Source organism: Aeromonas sanarellii (assembly GCF_000820085.1).
Classification (GTDB): Bacteria; Pseudomonadota; Gammaproteobacteria; order Enterobacterales; family Aeromonadaceae; genus Aeromonas; species Aeromonas sanarellii.
This window is the reverse complement of the sequence record NZ_CDBN01000071.1, coordinates 45,487-58,101: the sequence shown is the minus strand read 5'-3', so window position 1 is coordinate 58,101 and position 12,615 is coordinate 45,487. Positions and strand designations below refer to the sequence as shown.

General features: G+C 63.2%; 11 protein-coding genes. 3 read left to right on the top strand and 8 right to left on the bottom strand.

Annotated features, from left to right (window positions below; all coding sequences use genetic code 11):
* Positions 1-94 precede the first annotated feature (94 nt).
* The 3 genes from BN1132_RS13630 to ilvY all read right to left on the bottom strand — a co-directional run bounded on the left by BN1132_RS13630 (position 95) and on the right by ilvY (position 3,945).
* The gene (locus BN1132_RS13630) at positions 95-2,674 is read right to left on the bottom strand and encodes a bifunctional acetate--CoA ligase family protein/GNAT family N-acetyltransferase (RefSeq protein ID WP_042078238.1); all 2,580 of its coding nucleotides are present in this window, start codon (positions 2,672-2,674) and stop codon (positions 95-97) included.
* Positions 2,675-2,764: 90 nt separating this feature from the next.
* Positions 2,765-2,956: a hypothetical protein gene (locus BN1132_RS13625; protein ID WP_042078236.1), complete on the bottom strand. Its 192-nt coding sequence runs from the start codon at positions 2,954-2,956 to the stop codon at positions 2,765-2,767.
* 95 nt (positions 2,957-3,051) lie between these two features.
* Positions 3,052-3,945: an HTH-type transcriptional activator IlvY gene (gene ilvY, locus BN1132_RS13620; protein ID WP_042078235.1), complete on the bottom strand. Its 894-nt coding sequence runs from the start codon at positions 3,943-3,945 to the stop codon at positions 3,052-3,054.
* A 213-nt stretch (positions 3,946-4,158) separates the two neighbouring features.
* On the opposite strand from ilvY, the gene ilvC reads away from it, so the two are divergent.
* Entirely contained in the window at positions 4,159-5,640 is a 1,482-nt protein-coding gene (ilvC, locus tag BN1132_RS13615; RefSeq protein WP_042078234.1) for a ketol-acid reductoisomerase, read from the top strand.
* Positions 5,641-5,897: 257 nt separating this feature from the next.
* Here the strand turns inward: ilvC and pgi are convergent, their stop codons facing one another.
* Entirely contained in the window at positions 5,898-7,547 is a 1,650-nt protein-coding gene (pgi, locus tag BN1132_RS13610; RefSeq protein WP_042078232.1) for a glucose-6-phosphate isomerase, read from the bottom strand.
* A 413-nt stretch (positions 7,548-7,960) separates the two neighbouring features.
* Between pgi and BN1132_RS13605 the strand changes: the two genes are divergently transcribed.
* Entirely contained in the window at positions 7,961-8,149 is a 189-nt protein-coding gene (locus tag BN1132_RS13605; protein ID WP_042078230.1) for a hypothetical protein, read from the top strand.
* Positions 8,150-8,272: 123 nt separating this feature from the next.
* Here the strand turns inward: BN1132_RS13605 and BN1132_RS13600 are convergent, their stop codons facing one another.
* The 4 genes from BN1132_RS13600 to coaBC all read right to left on the bottom strand — a co-directional run bounded on the left by BN1132_RS13600 (position 8,273) and on the right by coaBC (position 11,695).
* On the bottom strand, positions 8,273-9,106 hold the full coding sequence (locus BN1132_RS13600) for a mechanosensitive ion channel domain-containing protein (protein ID WP_042078229.1): 834 nt from the start codon (positions 9,104-9,106) through the stop codon (positions 8,273-8,275).
* Positions 9,107-9,276: 170 nt separating this feature from the next.
* On the bottom strand, positions 9,277-9,873 hold the full coding sequence (slmA, locus tag BN1132_RS13595) for a nucleoid occlusion factor SlmA (protein ID WP_042078227.1): 597 nt from the start codon (positions 9,871-9,873) through the stop codon (positions 9,277-9,279).
* Positions 9,874-9,943: 70 nt separating this feature from the next.
* Positions 9,944-10,402, bottom strand: coding sequence for a dUTP diphosphatase (gene dut, locus BN1132_RS13590; RefSeq protein ID WP_010676116.1), 459 nt, complete (start codon positions 10,400-10,402; stop codon positions 9,944-9,946).
* A gap of 90 nt (positions 10,403-10,492) precedes the next feature.
* The gene (gene coaBC / locus BN1132_RS13585; RefSeq protein ID WP_042078241.1) at positions 10,493-11,695 is read right to left on the bottom strand and encodes a bifunctional phosphopantothenoylcysteine decarboxylase/phosphopantothenate--cysteine ligase CoaBC; all 1,203 of its coding nucleotides are present in this window, start codon (positions 11,693-11,695) and stop codon (positions 10,493-10,495) included.
* A 147-nt stretch (positions 11,696-11,842) separates the two neighbouring features.
* Here coaBC and radC point away from each other — a divergent pair, with 147 nt between their 5' ends.
* Positions 11,843-12,517, top strand: a complete 675-nt coding sequence (radC, locus tag BN1132_RS13580) for a RadC family protein (RefSeq protein ID WP_042078226.1) — start codon at positions 11,843-11,845, stop codon at positions 12,515-12,517.
* Positions 12,518-12,615: the final 98 nt, after the last annotated feature.

Here is a 12,615-nt window from a genome sequence, read left to right as displayed (position 1 = left end):
GGACACTGCCAGGCACCCAACACGAAAAACCCCGCTCATTTGAGCGGGGTTTTTTTATTGCCTGAAATTCTTCATCCCTTCCATTTTCTGTACGTTACGCCCCTTCGACCCGCTCCGCACAGGGCAGCACCATATTGACGACGCCATCTTCCAGCTGGATGTCTATGTGGAAGCCAAGGCGCTTGGCCAGGTTGATCATGCCGCGGTTGCTGGGCATGGTCATGCCCGACAGCTGAACTATGCCGCGCTCTCTGGCATAGCGCACTATCTTCTCCATCATCAGCTTGCCAAGCCCCAGCCCTTTCAGGTCGGAACGTACCAGGATGGCAAACTCGGCGTCGCTCAGATCCGGCGTCGAGATAGCACGTACCACCCCTAAGATCTGCTCTTTCCGTTTCCCATCCTGCCCCACGGCGACAAAGGCCATCTCCCGGTCGTAATCGATCTGCGTCATACGGGCCAGCTCCTCATGGCCCAGCTCCCCTACATCGGCGAAGAAGCGCTTGTACCTGTCTTCGTCGGAGACTTGCAGCACGAACTGCTTGTGGGCCGGTTCGTCCTCCGGCCGGATCGGGCGAAGCAGCACATGGCTCTGATCCTTGAGCCAGGCGTCCTCCTCCAGCTCGGTGGGATAGGGACGAATGGCCAGCGGCAACATCGGTTGCCCCTTTTCCATCAACACCAGGCGGGCATCCAGGATCACCATCTCTTCGCCGCAGGCCTGCAGCGGGTGCAGATCCAGCTCCTGGATTTCGGGGAAGGCCAACAGCAGCTCGGACAGTTGGCACAACACCTGGCCGAGGGCGTCGATATCGAGCCGTACGGGGCTGGCCTGCTCGCGGATCTTGCCGTCCTTGAGGGCGCCGATGATCTGGTAGCGCGCCAGCGCCTGGTTGAGGGGCGGCAGGGCGGCGACCATCTCGCGGGGCTCGGCACCGGATTCCCCGAGCAGGATGACGGGGCCGAACACGGGATCCTGCTGCAGGCGGATCCGCAGCTCCAGCCCGCCGCTGCGGCGGGCCATGCGCTGTACCAGCAGGCCCTCGATGCGGGCGCCGGGATCGTGCTGGCGTACCCTGTCCAGGATGGCGTCCGCCGCCTGGGCGACCTCCGCCGAGGTGCGCAGATTCAACATGACGCCGTGTACTTCGGACTTATGGGCGATGTCGGGGGAGCGCAACTTCACCGCCACCGGGTAGCCTATCTGCTCCGCCGTCAAGGCGGCCTCGATGGCATCGGAGACAATCCAGGTTGACAGGGTGGAGAGTCCGGCGGCCTGCAAGATGGGGTGAGCGAGGTGGGTATCCAGCACGCGCTGCTGGCGATCCAGCGCCTGCCGGAGCAGTTGCTGGCAGCGCTCGACATCGAGCCTGTCCCCGTGCAGAGAGGCTGGGGTTTCCATCAGCTGCTTCTGGTTGCGGCGGTACTCCACCATGTGCATGAAGGCGGTAACGGCGCTCTCCGGAGTGCGATAGGTGGGGATCCCTGCCTCGTTGAACAGGCGACGCCCCTCCTGGGCGGAGTATTCCCCCGCCCAGTTGGTGAGAATGTTGAACCGTCTGGCCCTGGGATGCTGCCTGATAAAGGCGATCAGCTCGTGTGCCAGTGTCACACCGCGGGCGGTCAGCGATGGGGCGTGGATCAGCAGGATGGCGTCGGCGCCTTCCCCTTGCAACAGAGTTTCCAGGGCGCTCTTGTAGGCCTCGATATCGGCATCGCTGCCGATGTCGAGGGGCGGCATCGCCAGCTTGCCCCCCCGAGACAGCAGGACGTCTGCTGCCATGTTGGCGAGTCCGCGCCCATTGGAGAGGATGGCGAGGCGCTCCCCCTTGAGCGTCAGGGAGTGGCTCAGGGTCTCGACGGTGGCAAACAGCTCGTGGGTGTCCCGCACCCGCAACATGCCGGCCCGGCGGATGGCGGCGTCATAGACGTTGTCGAGGCCGTTGGCCGGGTCGTGCCGGCCGCTCTTGAGCACCAGGATGGGCTTGTTGCGCGAGGCGGCGCGGGCGGCGGAGAGAAAGTGCCTCGCATCGTGCAGCTTGTCCATGTAGATCAGGATGGCGCGGGTTGCCCCGTCGCGGGAGAGCTGATCCAGCAGTTGACCGAAGTCGATGTCGCAGTGATCCCCGAGGGAGATGAAGGCCGAGAAGCCGATCTCGCGCTGCTTGGCCCAGTCGAGGATGGTGGTGCTGACCGCCGCGGACTGGGAGAGAAACGCCACCTGCCCCGGGGTGGCGGCAATGGGCGAGAAGCTGGCGTTGATCCCCTGGTCCGGCAGCAGCATGCCCATGCTGTTGGGACCGAGCAGGCGGATGCCGTACTGCCGGCACAGCTCTCTGAGCCGTTGGCGCTCGTCACCGGAGAACTGGGCAGCCAGTATGATGGCGGCCCCGGTTCCCTTCTTGCCGAGCTCCTCGATGAGCGGCAACACCCGTTCGCGCCGGGTGCAGACGATGGCGAGATCCGGCGCTAGGGGCAGGCTGGCGATATCGGGATAGGCGAGTACCCCTGCGACGGCCTGGCTGTGAGGTGCAACCGGCAATACGGGGCCCTTGAACTGGCCTGCCAGCAGGTGCCTGATGACCACATGGCCGGCCTTCTGCGGATCGCCGGAGGCGCCGATGACGGCGATAGAGTGAGGTTTGAAGAGGCGATCCAGGCCGCTTGGTTTCATGGGCACTCCTCGTGGCGACCCCCGGGGCGAGGGTGACGGATGGTGCCAGTCTAATACGCTTTGCGTGCGCGATCTGTGACCGATTGCGGATCACGACCGGGCCAGGGCATTGGCGCGCAGATAAAAGCGCAGCTCGCCCTGAATGCATTGCACCGTGGCCAGGAGCCTGTCCTGCAAATAGATCTCCTGTTCCCGATCGAGTTCATGGCGCTGGACCCCGAGGCTTTGCAGATATTCTGCGAACAGGATGGCACTCCGGATTTCGACAAGATGCTGGCTCACGCTCTATCCCCTGATGGTGGCTGGATGTGGCGGCCAGTCTCTCCTCTTCTGCGCGGCTTTCATACTGACACATTTGACACCGACCCGTTGCGGGCTCAGCGTGCACCGTTCTGGCCGCGCGCCGTATCCCAGAAGGCGCGGATCAGCGGCTCCTCCAGCCGTTTCTTCTGTACGGCGATGCCCACATCGAATGGTTTGAGGGCGGGTTTGGGCTCGACGATACGCACCTTGTCCCCCATGGGACTGTGATCGATCACGGCGGCGGGAACCACGCCAACGCCGAAGCCGAGCGCTACCATGGCGACTATGCCCTCGTTGCCCGCCACCTCGGCGTAGAGGTTGGGGGCTATCCCCTTGTTGCGCAGCCACTGATCGCAGCGTTTGCGGGCCAGCCCCTGCTCGGAGAGGATCAGGGGCAGCCGCTCCCAGTCCGGCTCGCCCTGCTGGAACCACTGGCTCGACAGCGGGGCGGCCCGGGGGGCGATAAAGACCAGCGGGACTTGCTGCAGGCTGGCAAATTCCAGCTTGGAGGAGAGCGCGTCCGGCCGCGCGGCGATGGCCAGATCGGCTTCGTCCGCCAGGATCTTGTCCACCGCCAGCGCCGGGTCCCCGGTTTCCAGCTTGATCTCCAGCTGGGGATAGCGGCGGCGGAAGCGTTCCAGCACTTCGGGTAGCAGGAAGTAGCTTGCAGTCACCGAGCAGAAGACCCGCAGCCGGCCCTGCAGCGGTTCGTCGCTGCGCTTGAGCTCCTGTCTGAGTCGGCGCCACTCCTGCAACAGGCTGCCGCCAAACTCCCGCAGCTTCTCGCCCGCAGGGGTGAGCCGCACCGAGCGGTTGTCCCGCTCGAACAGCACGCAGCCGGTCTCCTGCTCCAGCCGCTGGATGGCGCGGCTCAGGGTGGAGGGGCTGACCGCCATGGCATCGGCGCTCTTGCCGAAATGGAGGGAGTCGGCGAGGTGGAGAAACAGCTCGAGATTGCGAAGATCCATCTTTCAATTCCTGCTAAGGCGTGTAGTGGCGACGGCGTTCGTGGTTCCTTGCGCCCTGTGGCGGCGAAACGGGGCGAGATTGCGGCGTCTCACATTTCAATAAATGCAACGTACTATTTCGAATATATCAGTTCAGGCAATAAGTGTCCCACGCTATAGTGGTTTGGACAACGCCGTTACCCGGCATGGAATCAATCGAACGGAGCAATCACCATGGCTAACTATTTCAACACCCTGAACCTGCGTCAGCAGTTGGCCCAGCTGGGCAAGTGTCGTTTCATGCAGCGCGAGGAGTTCGCGGACGGCTGCAACGTGCTCAAGGGCAAGAAGGTGGTGATTGTGGGCTGTGGTGCCCAGGGTCTGAACCAGGGCCTGAACATGCGCGACTCCGGGCTGGACATCTCCTACGCCCTGCGCAAGGCCGCCATCACCGAGAAGCGTGCCTCCTGGCAGAAGGCCACCGACAACGGCTTCGCGGTCGGCACCTATGAAGAGCTGATCCCGTCCGCCGATCTGGTGCTGAACCTGACCCCGGACAAGCAGCACTCCGACGTGGTGAAAACCGTGATGCCGCTGATGAAACAGGGCGCCGCCCTGGGCTACTCCCACGGCTTCAACGTGGTGGAAGAGGGTCAGCAGATCCGCGCCGACCTCACCGTCGTGATGGTGGCGCCCAAGTGCCCGGGTACCGAAGTGCGTGAAGAGTACAAGCGTGGTTTCGGCGTGCCGACCCTGATCGCCGTGCACCCGGAGAACGACCCCAAGGGCGAGGGCATGGCCATCGCCAAGGCCTGGGCCTCCGCCACCGGCGGCGACCGTGCCGGCGTGCTGGAATCCTCCTTCGTGGCGGAAGTGAAATCCGACCTGATGGGCGAGCAGACCATTCTGTGCGGCATGCTGCAGGCCGGCTCCCTGCTCTGCTACGACAAGCTGGTTGCCGAGGGCACAGATCCCGCTTATGCCGGCAAGCTGATCCAGTTCGGCTGGGAGACCATCACCGAGGCCCTGAAGCAGGGCGGCATCAGCCTGATGATGGACCGTCTCTCCAACCCGGCCAAGCTGCGTGCCTTCGAGCTCTCCGAGCAGCTCAAGACCCTGATGCGCCCGCTGTTCGAGAAGCACATGGACGACATCATCGCCGGCGAGTTCTCCCGCGGCATGATGGCCGATTGGGCCGAGGATGACGTCAAGCTGTTCACCTGGCGCGAAGAGACCGGCAAGTCCGCCTTCGAGAATGCCCCGGCCTATGCCGGCAAGATCGCCGAGCAGGAGTACTTCGACAATGGCGTGGTGATGGTGGCCATGGTCAAGGCGGGTGTCGAGCTGGCGTTCGAGACCATGGTGGCCTCCGGTATCTATGAGGAGTCTGCCTACTACGAATCCCTGCACGAGCTGCCGCTGATCGCCAACACAGTTGCCCGCAAGCGTCTGTACGAGATGAACGTGGTCATCTCCGACACCGCGGAGTACGGCAACTATCTGTTCGCCAACGCCGCCGTGCCGCTCCTGCGCGAGCACTTCATGCCGACGTTGCAAGCGGGGGATCTGGGCAGTGCCCGTGCCGAGAGCAAGGCCGTGGACAACCTGGCGCTGCTGGCCGCCAACGAGGCGACCCGCAATCACCCCATCGAGAAGATCGGCCAGACCCTGCGCGGTTATATGAAAGACATGAAGCGCATCGCAGTCGGCGGCTAATCTGGCATGACCCGCAACCATGCCAGGTGCGAGAAGATCGGCCAGACCCTGCGCGGCTACATGAAGGACATGAAGCGCATTGCCGTCGGCGGTTAAGCCTTCACCGCGCTGTATCAGAAGGGGCGGGGGTGACGATCCCCGTCTTCTGGCTGGCTTAGACACCTGGCCAGATCTCCAAAGGATGGCAACGCCGGTATCCGGCAATAAAAAGCCCCGCTCATCGAGCGGGGCTTTTGCGTTCAGGAAGGCGTGAGCGATCAGGCCTTCCAGGCTTTCCAGGTGTTGATCAGACCGTTGGTGGAGGCGTCGTGGCTGGTGACGGCCTCGTCGTTGCCCAGCTCCGGCAGGATCTTGTTGGCCAGCTGCTTGCCCAGCTCCACGCCCCACTGGTCGAAGCTGAAGATGTTCCAGATAGCGCCCTGAACGAAGATCTTGTGCTCGTACATGGCGATCAGGGAGCCGAGGGTTTTCGGAGTCAGCTGCTTGAACAGGATGCTGTTGGTCGGGCGGTTGCCCTCGAACACCTTGAACGGCACCAGATCCTTGACCTGCTCCAGCGTCTTGCCGGCGGCCAGGAACTCGGCTTCCACCGCTTCCTTGCTCTTGCCGAAGGCCAGTGCCTCGGTCTGGGCGAAGAAGTTCGCCAGCAGTTTCGGATGGTGATCGCCGATGGGGTTGTGGCTGATGGCCGGCGCCAGGAAGTCGCAGGGGATTAGCTTGGTGCCCTGGTGGATCAGCTGGTAGAAGGCGTGCTGGCCGTTGGTGCCCGGCTCACCCCAGATGATGGGGCCGGTCTGGTAGTCGACCGGGTTGCCGTCGCGATCCACGTACTTGCCGTTGGACTCCATGTTGCCCTGCTGGAAGTAGGCCGGGAAACGGTGCATGTACTGATCGTAGGGCAGGATGGCCTCGGATTCGGCGCCATGGAAGTTGTTGTACCACAGGCCGATCAGGGCCAGCAGCACCGGCACGTTCTGCTCATAGGCGGCGGTTGCGAAGTGCATGTCCATCTCGAAGGCGCCTTGCAGCAGGGCTTCGAAGTGCTCGAAGCCGAGGGAGAGGGCGATGGGCATGCCGATGGCGGACCAGGAGGAGTAACGACCGCCGACCCAGTCCCAGAACTCGAACATGTTGTCGGTGTCGATGCCGAACTCGGCCACGGCCTTGCCGTTGGTGGAAAGGGCGGCGAAGTGCTTGGCGACGTGCGCCTTGTCACCGGCGTGGCCGAGGAACCAGTCGCGGGCGGTCAGGGCGTTGGTCATGGTCTCCTGGGTGGTGAAGGTCTTGGAGGCCACCAGGAACAGGGTGGTTTCCGCATCAATCTTTTTGAGCGTCTCGGCGATGTGGGTGCCGTCGACGTTGGAGACGAAGTGCATCTCCAGATGGTTTTTATAGGGACGCAGCGCCTCGGTGATCATCACAGGGCCGAGATCCGAGCCGCCGATGCCGATGTTGACCACGTGCTGGATCGGCTTACCGGTATAACCCTTCCACTCGCCGCCGATGACCTTCTCGCAGAAGCCCTTCATCTTGGCCAGCACGGCGTTCACTTCCGGCATCACGTCCTTGCCATCCACCTCGATGGGGCGGTCGGAGCGGTTGCGCAGGGCGGTGTGCAGCACGGCACGCCCTTCGGTCATGTTGATCTTGTCGCCGTTGAACATGGCGTCGATGGCGCTGCGCAGGTCGGTCTCGTTGGCCAGGTTCACCAGCAGCTTGAGGGTCTCCTCGGTGATCAGGTTCTTGGAGTAGTCGACCAGGATGTCGCCACCGAAGGTGAGGGAAAATTTGTCGAAACGCTTCGGATCCTGTGCGAACAGATCCTTGAGCCGAGTCTCTTTGTTAGCTGCAAAGTGGGCTTCCAGTGCCTGCCAGGCCTGGGTCCGGGTTGGATTGATGTTTTTCATAGGATTATCAGTCTTCCAAGTTGTGTTTGAACCTTGCAGGCAAGGCCCCGCCAAACCTTATTATTCGAGCACTATGCCGGGCCCATTATACCGGGCTCATTGTGCGGTCCGTGTAACAGAGCTTTACCAATTGTCTGTCGTCGAAGGAGTTTACAACCAAAACGCGGTGATTATGAGTCACCCATGGCGGCCGGATCTTGCGTTTGCGCATGCTTGGCACGGCTTCTCCCGGGTGAAAGGGCTTTCAGTCCGGGGTCGGGGAGGTGCAGCCTCCATCCCGGTGAAAGGCCACAGACAATACACCTTTTCGTCGATTTTATGCGCAAACGCAAACTTGCTCCGTCCGGAGCCGGTTATCATCCGGTCAGATGGACGATGCTCCCAGGGATGGCTGTTGGAACGAGGAGATCGACATGAAACGCGTACTGTCCCTGTTTGCCCTTAGCCTGATTGCCACCGGCCTCATCGGCCTGCTGACCCTGGCATTGACCACGGCCGCCCCGACCCTGGAGATGCGGGTGCTGGCGGTCATGGGGGCCGTGCTGGGTGGCTATGTGCTGGTGCAGCCGTTGCTCAATCGGTTGGCCCGCCGGCTGGTTTGAGTGCGGCCCGGCCGCGGGTTGCCCACGGGAGGCCCGCAGCCGATCCCGGTGGCCGGCTCGGCCGGGATCCACAAACAACAATGCCAGCCCGAAGGCTGGCATTGGATCATCACGCCGTGCGAATTACTGCGGCTTTTGCATGTGCATGACCATCTGCGGGAAGGGGATCTCGATGCCTTCGGCGTCGAAGGTCAGTTTCACCTTCTCGTGGAAGTCGAACCAGACACCCCAGTAGTCGCCGGTCTTGACCCAGGGGCGCACGACTATGTTGACCGAGGAGTCGGCCAGGGCGGCGACGGCGATGGTGGCCTCGGGATCCTTCAGGATGCGTGGCTCTTCGCTCACCAGACGCTCCAGGATCTGCTTGGCCTTGCGCAGGTCGGAGCCGTAACCGATGCCGAAGGTCATGTCGACGCGGCGGGTGTCCATGCGCGAATAGTTGACTATGGTGCCGTTGAGGATGGCGGAGTTCGGCACCACCACCATCTTGTTGTCACCCGAGGTGAGGGTGGTGGTGAACAGCTGCACAGATTGTACGACCCCCGCTGTCCCCGCGACCTCGATAAATTCCCCCGCCTTGATGGGGCGGAAGATGATCAGCAGGAAACCGGCGGCGAAGTTGGAGAGGGACCCCTGCAGCGCCAGACCGATGGCCAGGCCGGCGGCACCTATGATGGCCACGAAGGAGGCGGTCTGTACCCCGACCCTGCCCAGCGCGGCAATCACCACGAACACCAGTATGGTGTACTTGAGGATGCTGCCGACGAAGTGGGTGACCGTGGTATCCAGCTTGCGGGCCTGCATCACCTTGACCGCGCCACCGCTGAGGATGTTGGCGGCGATGTAACCGATCAGCAGGGTGAGCAGGGCGGCGGCAATGTTGACCGCATACTCGATGATCAGTCCCTGGTTGTTGACCAGCCAGGTCTGTGCTTCGGTAATGATCTCGGGTTCCATAAGGTATCCTGTTGCTCTAAAGGTGGATGGCGCGTGAATCTAACACCGACGCGCGACAGCCTGGGTCGCATCTGGTGCTCATCATTTCTTTTGTGCCACAAAAAACAAGGGAGGCCAAGGCCTCCCTCCGTGTTCCAGTCCACCTGCGTCGGGTGATCCGGCCCTCTGACTCAGCTTTGCAATAGCTGGCTGCGCATAAACTGCCACTGGTCTTCAAACCCGGCGGTGGGCTTGAGCTTGAACTCGGAACGAACGAACTGGCTGATGCGGCCCTCCGCATAGGCGAGCAGCAGGTTGGCCAGCATGGTCTCGTCGAGCTGGAAGCCCTGGCCTTCCCGTAGCCGCTTCTCCCGCAGCGCCTGTTTGAGCTGGGTTTCCAGCTTGTCGAACAGGATGCTGATGCGATCCCGCAGCCGATCGTGCTCCCCCAGCAGGGCATCGCCGTTGAGGATGCGGGTAATGCCCGGGTTGCGCTCGGCGAACACCAGCAGCAGCTGCAGTATGTGGTGGCAGCGGGCCATGGTGTCCTTCTCTTCGGCCATGATCAGGTTGACCCGTGACAGCAGGGAATCCTCGATGAAGTCGATCAGCCCCTCGAACATCCTCGCCTTGCTGGGAAAATGCCGGTAGAGGGCCGCCTCGGACACGCCCACCTCGGCCGCCAGGCGTGCCGTGGTGATGCGCTGGCCCGGGCTGGTTTCCAGCATGTGGGCGAGTGCCTGCAGGATCTGATCGCGCCGACTCTGTTTCTGGTTACTGCTTGCCATGGATTCCCCTAAAAAAAACAATGGCTTGATTCTGTTATTTGGCACCGGCCCCGGGGCCGGTGTGGTCTTGTTATTGGCGACCAGAAGAACCAAACCCGCCTTCACCCCGTTCACTCTGATTGAATTCGTCGACCAGCTGGAAGCTGGCCTGGACCACCGGCAGGATCACCAGCTGGGCGATGCGCTCGCCGGGCTGCATGGTGAAGCTGTCGTTGCCGCGGTTCCATACCGAGACCATCAGCTGGCCCTGGTAATCGGAGTCGATGAGGCCCACCAGGTTGCCCAGCACGATGCCGTGCTTATGGCCGAGACCGGAGCGGGGCAAGATGGTGGCGCACAGACCCGGATCCTGGATGTGGATGGCCAGCCCGGTCGGCACCAGCGTGGTGTCGCCGGGGGCCAGGGTCAGCGGGGCATCCAGCAGGGCGCGCAGGTCCATGCCGGCGGAACCCGGGGTGGCGTAGGCGGGCAGCGGGAAGTCGGTGCCGATGCGGGCATCCAGGATTTTCAGTTCAATTTGTGTCGTCATGAATATCGTTCAATTGGATCGCCGGGCGATCGGGTGGTTCAGCGGGTGCCCGCGGGGCACCCGGCATGTTCAACGGGCCCGGGAGCGGGCTTAAGGTCGATAGTGGCGTGCGATCAGGGCGACCAGATGACGAGCCAGCGTCAGCTTATCGGCCAGGGGCAGTGCGGCTTGACCCCCCTGCCAGAAGACGGTCAGGGCGTTGTCATCGGCATTGAAGCCCTGGCCGGCACGGGACACATCGTTGGCGGCGATCATGTCCAGCCGCTTACGTCGAAGTTTGTCGAGGGCGTATTGTTCCACATCCACGGTTTCGGCGGCAAATCCGACGGTGAAGGGTTTGTCTGACAAGGCTCCCACATCGGCGATGATGTCGGGGTTCTTGACCAGGGTCAGCGCCATCTGGTCGTTGTCGCCGCTCTTCTTGATCTTCTGGCTGGCCACCTGGGCGGGGCGATAGTCCGCCACGGCGGCGCAGCCGATGAAGAGGTCGCACTGGCCGACCCGGCTCATCACCGCCTCATGCATCTGCAAGGCGCTCTCCACGTCGACCCGCTCAACCCCCAGGGGCGTTGGCAGGGCGACCGGGCCGCTCACCAGGGTCACCTCGGCGCCCGCCTCACGGGCGGCGCGGGCGATGGCATAGCCCATCTTGCCGGAGCTGTGGTTGCTGATGTAGCGCACCGGATCCAGCGCCTCGCGGGTCGGCCCCGCGGTCAGCAGCAGCCTGACCCCGGCTAGCAGCGGTTCGGCGGCGAGCTGCTGGCAGCAGCGTTCCACCAGGTCGAGGTGATCCAGCATGCGGCCCGGGCCCACGTCGCCGCAGGCCTGGCTGCCGGAATCCGGCCCCCACAGCAGGATGCCGCGGCCGGCCAGGGTCTTGAGGTTGGCCTGGGTGGCGGCGTTGCGGTACATCTGCTGGTTCATGGCGGGCGCCAGGGCGACAGTCACCGGGGTGGCGAGGCAGAGGGTGGTCAGCAGCTCGTCCGCCATGCCGGCGGCCATGCGGGCCATCAGGTTGGCGCTGGCGGGGGCGATCAGCACCAGATCGGCCCACTTGGCCAGCTCGATGTGACCCATGCCCGCCTCGGCGGCCGGGTCCAGCAGGCTGTCGGCCACCGGGTGACCGGAGACGGCTTGCAGGGTCAGGGGGGTGATGAACTCCTTGGCGGAGCGGGTCATCACCACTCGCACCTCGGCCCCCTGATCTTTCAGGCGACGTACCAGTTCGGCACTCTTGTAGGCGGCGATCCCGCCACTGACACCCAACAGGATGCGTTTATCGGCCAATCTCATCTGCTGCATCTCTTCCGACTCACTCTGACTGGTCGGCTAAGATAGCACAGGCGATGGACGGCGACAGAGGCTGACATGGGGGAGTTGTGGTCGGGCTCCCGCGATTCTTTGCTATGTTTTCTCTCAACAGCAATGAGGGAGAGACAAATGAGCATCAAGGAGTGGCCAGAGGATGAGCGCCCGAGGGAGAAGCTGCTGCGGCGCGGGGCGACGGCGCTCTCCGATGCCGAGCTGCTGGCCATCTTCCTGCGCACCGGGGTCAGCGGCCTGAGCGCGGTGGATCTCTCCCGCCAGCTGCTCAGCCAGTTTGGCTCCCTGCGGGCGCTGCTCGGGGCCGAGCAGCAGGCCTTCTGCGGGGCTCATGGGCTGGGGCCGGCCAAGTATGCCCAGTTGCAGGCGGTGCTGGAGATGGGCCGGCGTCATCTGGCCGAGCAGCTGCAGCGGGGAGAGGCGCTCACCTCGCCCCAGCTGACCCGGGACTTTCTGCAGGCCCAGTTGCGGGATCGCGAGCGGGAGGTGTTCGCCCTGTTGCTGCTCGACAACCAGCACAGGGTGGTCCGGTTCGTCGAACTTTTTTACGGTACCCTGGACTCGGCGAGCGTCTGGCCCAGGGAAATCGTGCAGATCGCGCTCAAACATAATGCAGCCGCCGTGATTCTGGCGCATAATCACCCGTCCGGCGTGGCCGAGCCCAGTCGGGCGGACCGCCAGATCACGGATCGGATCCTGGCCGCCCTGGCCCTGGTCGATATCAGAGTGCTTGATCACCTGGTGATCGGTGATGGCATCACGGTTTCTTTCGCAGAGCGTGGTTGGTTGTGACTGGGCTCTGGCACTGTATTAGTTGATCTTTGATCACGGATGCTGTATAAAATGCCGCCTTCTGTTTGCCCCGCAATCGAAGGCCAGCGGGGCAGATA

Coding starts and splice junctions, on each gene's coding strand:
- BN1132_RS13630 (WP_042078238.1), bottom strand. CDS start 2,674: ATGAAACCAAGCGGCCTGGATCGCCTCTTCAAACCTCACTCTATCGCC.
- ilvY (WP_042078235.1), bottom strand. CDS start 3,945: ATGGATCTTCGCAATCTCGAGCTGTTTCTCCACCTCGCCGACTCCCTC.
- ilvC (WP_042078234.1), top strand. CDS start 4,159: ATGGCTAACTATTTCAACACCCTGAACCTGCGTCAGCAGTTGGCCCAG.
- pgi (WP_042078232.1), bottom strand. CDS start 7,547: ATGAAAAACATCAATCCAACCCGGACCCAGGCCTGGCAGGCACTGGAA.
- BN1132_RS13605 (WP_042078230.1), top strand. CDS start 7,961: ATGAAACGCGTACTGTCCCTGTTTGCCCTTAGCCTGATTGCCACCGGC.
- BN1132_RS13600 (WP_042078229.1), bottom strand. CDS start 9,106: ATGGAACCCGAGATCATTACCGAAGCACAGACCTGGCTGGTCAACAAC.
- slmA (WP_042078227.1), bottom strand. CDS start 9,873: ATGGCAAGCAGTAACCAGAAACAGAGTCGGCGCGATCAGATCCTGCAG.
- dut (WP_010676116.1), bottom strand. CDS start 10,402: ATGACGACACAAATTGAACTGAAAATCCTGGATGCCCGCATCGGCACC.
- coaBC (WP_042078241.1), bottom strand. CDS start 11,695: ATGAGATTGGCCGATAAACGCATCCTGTTGGGTGTCAGTGGCGGGATC.
- radC (WP_042078226.1), top strand. CDS start 11,843: ATGAGCATCAAGGAGTGGCCAGAGGATGAGCGCCCGAGGGAGAAGCTG.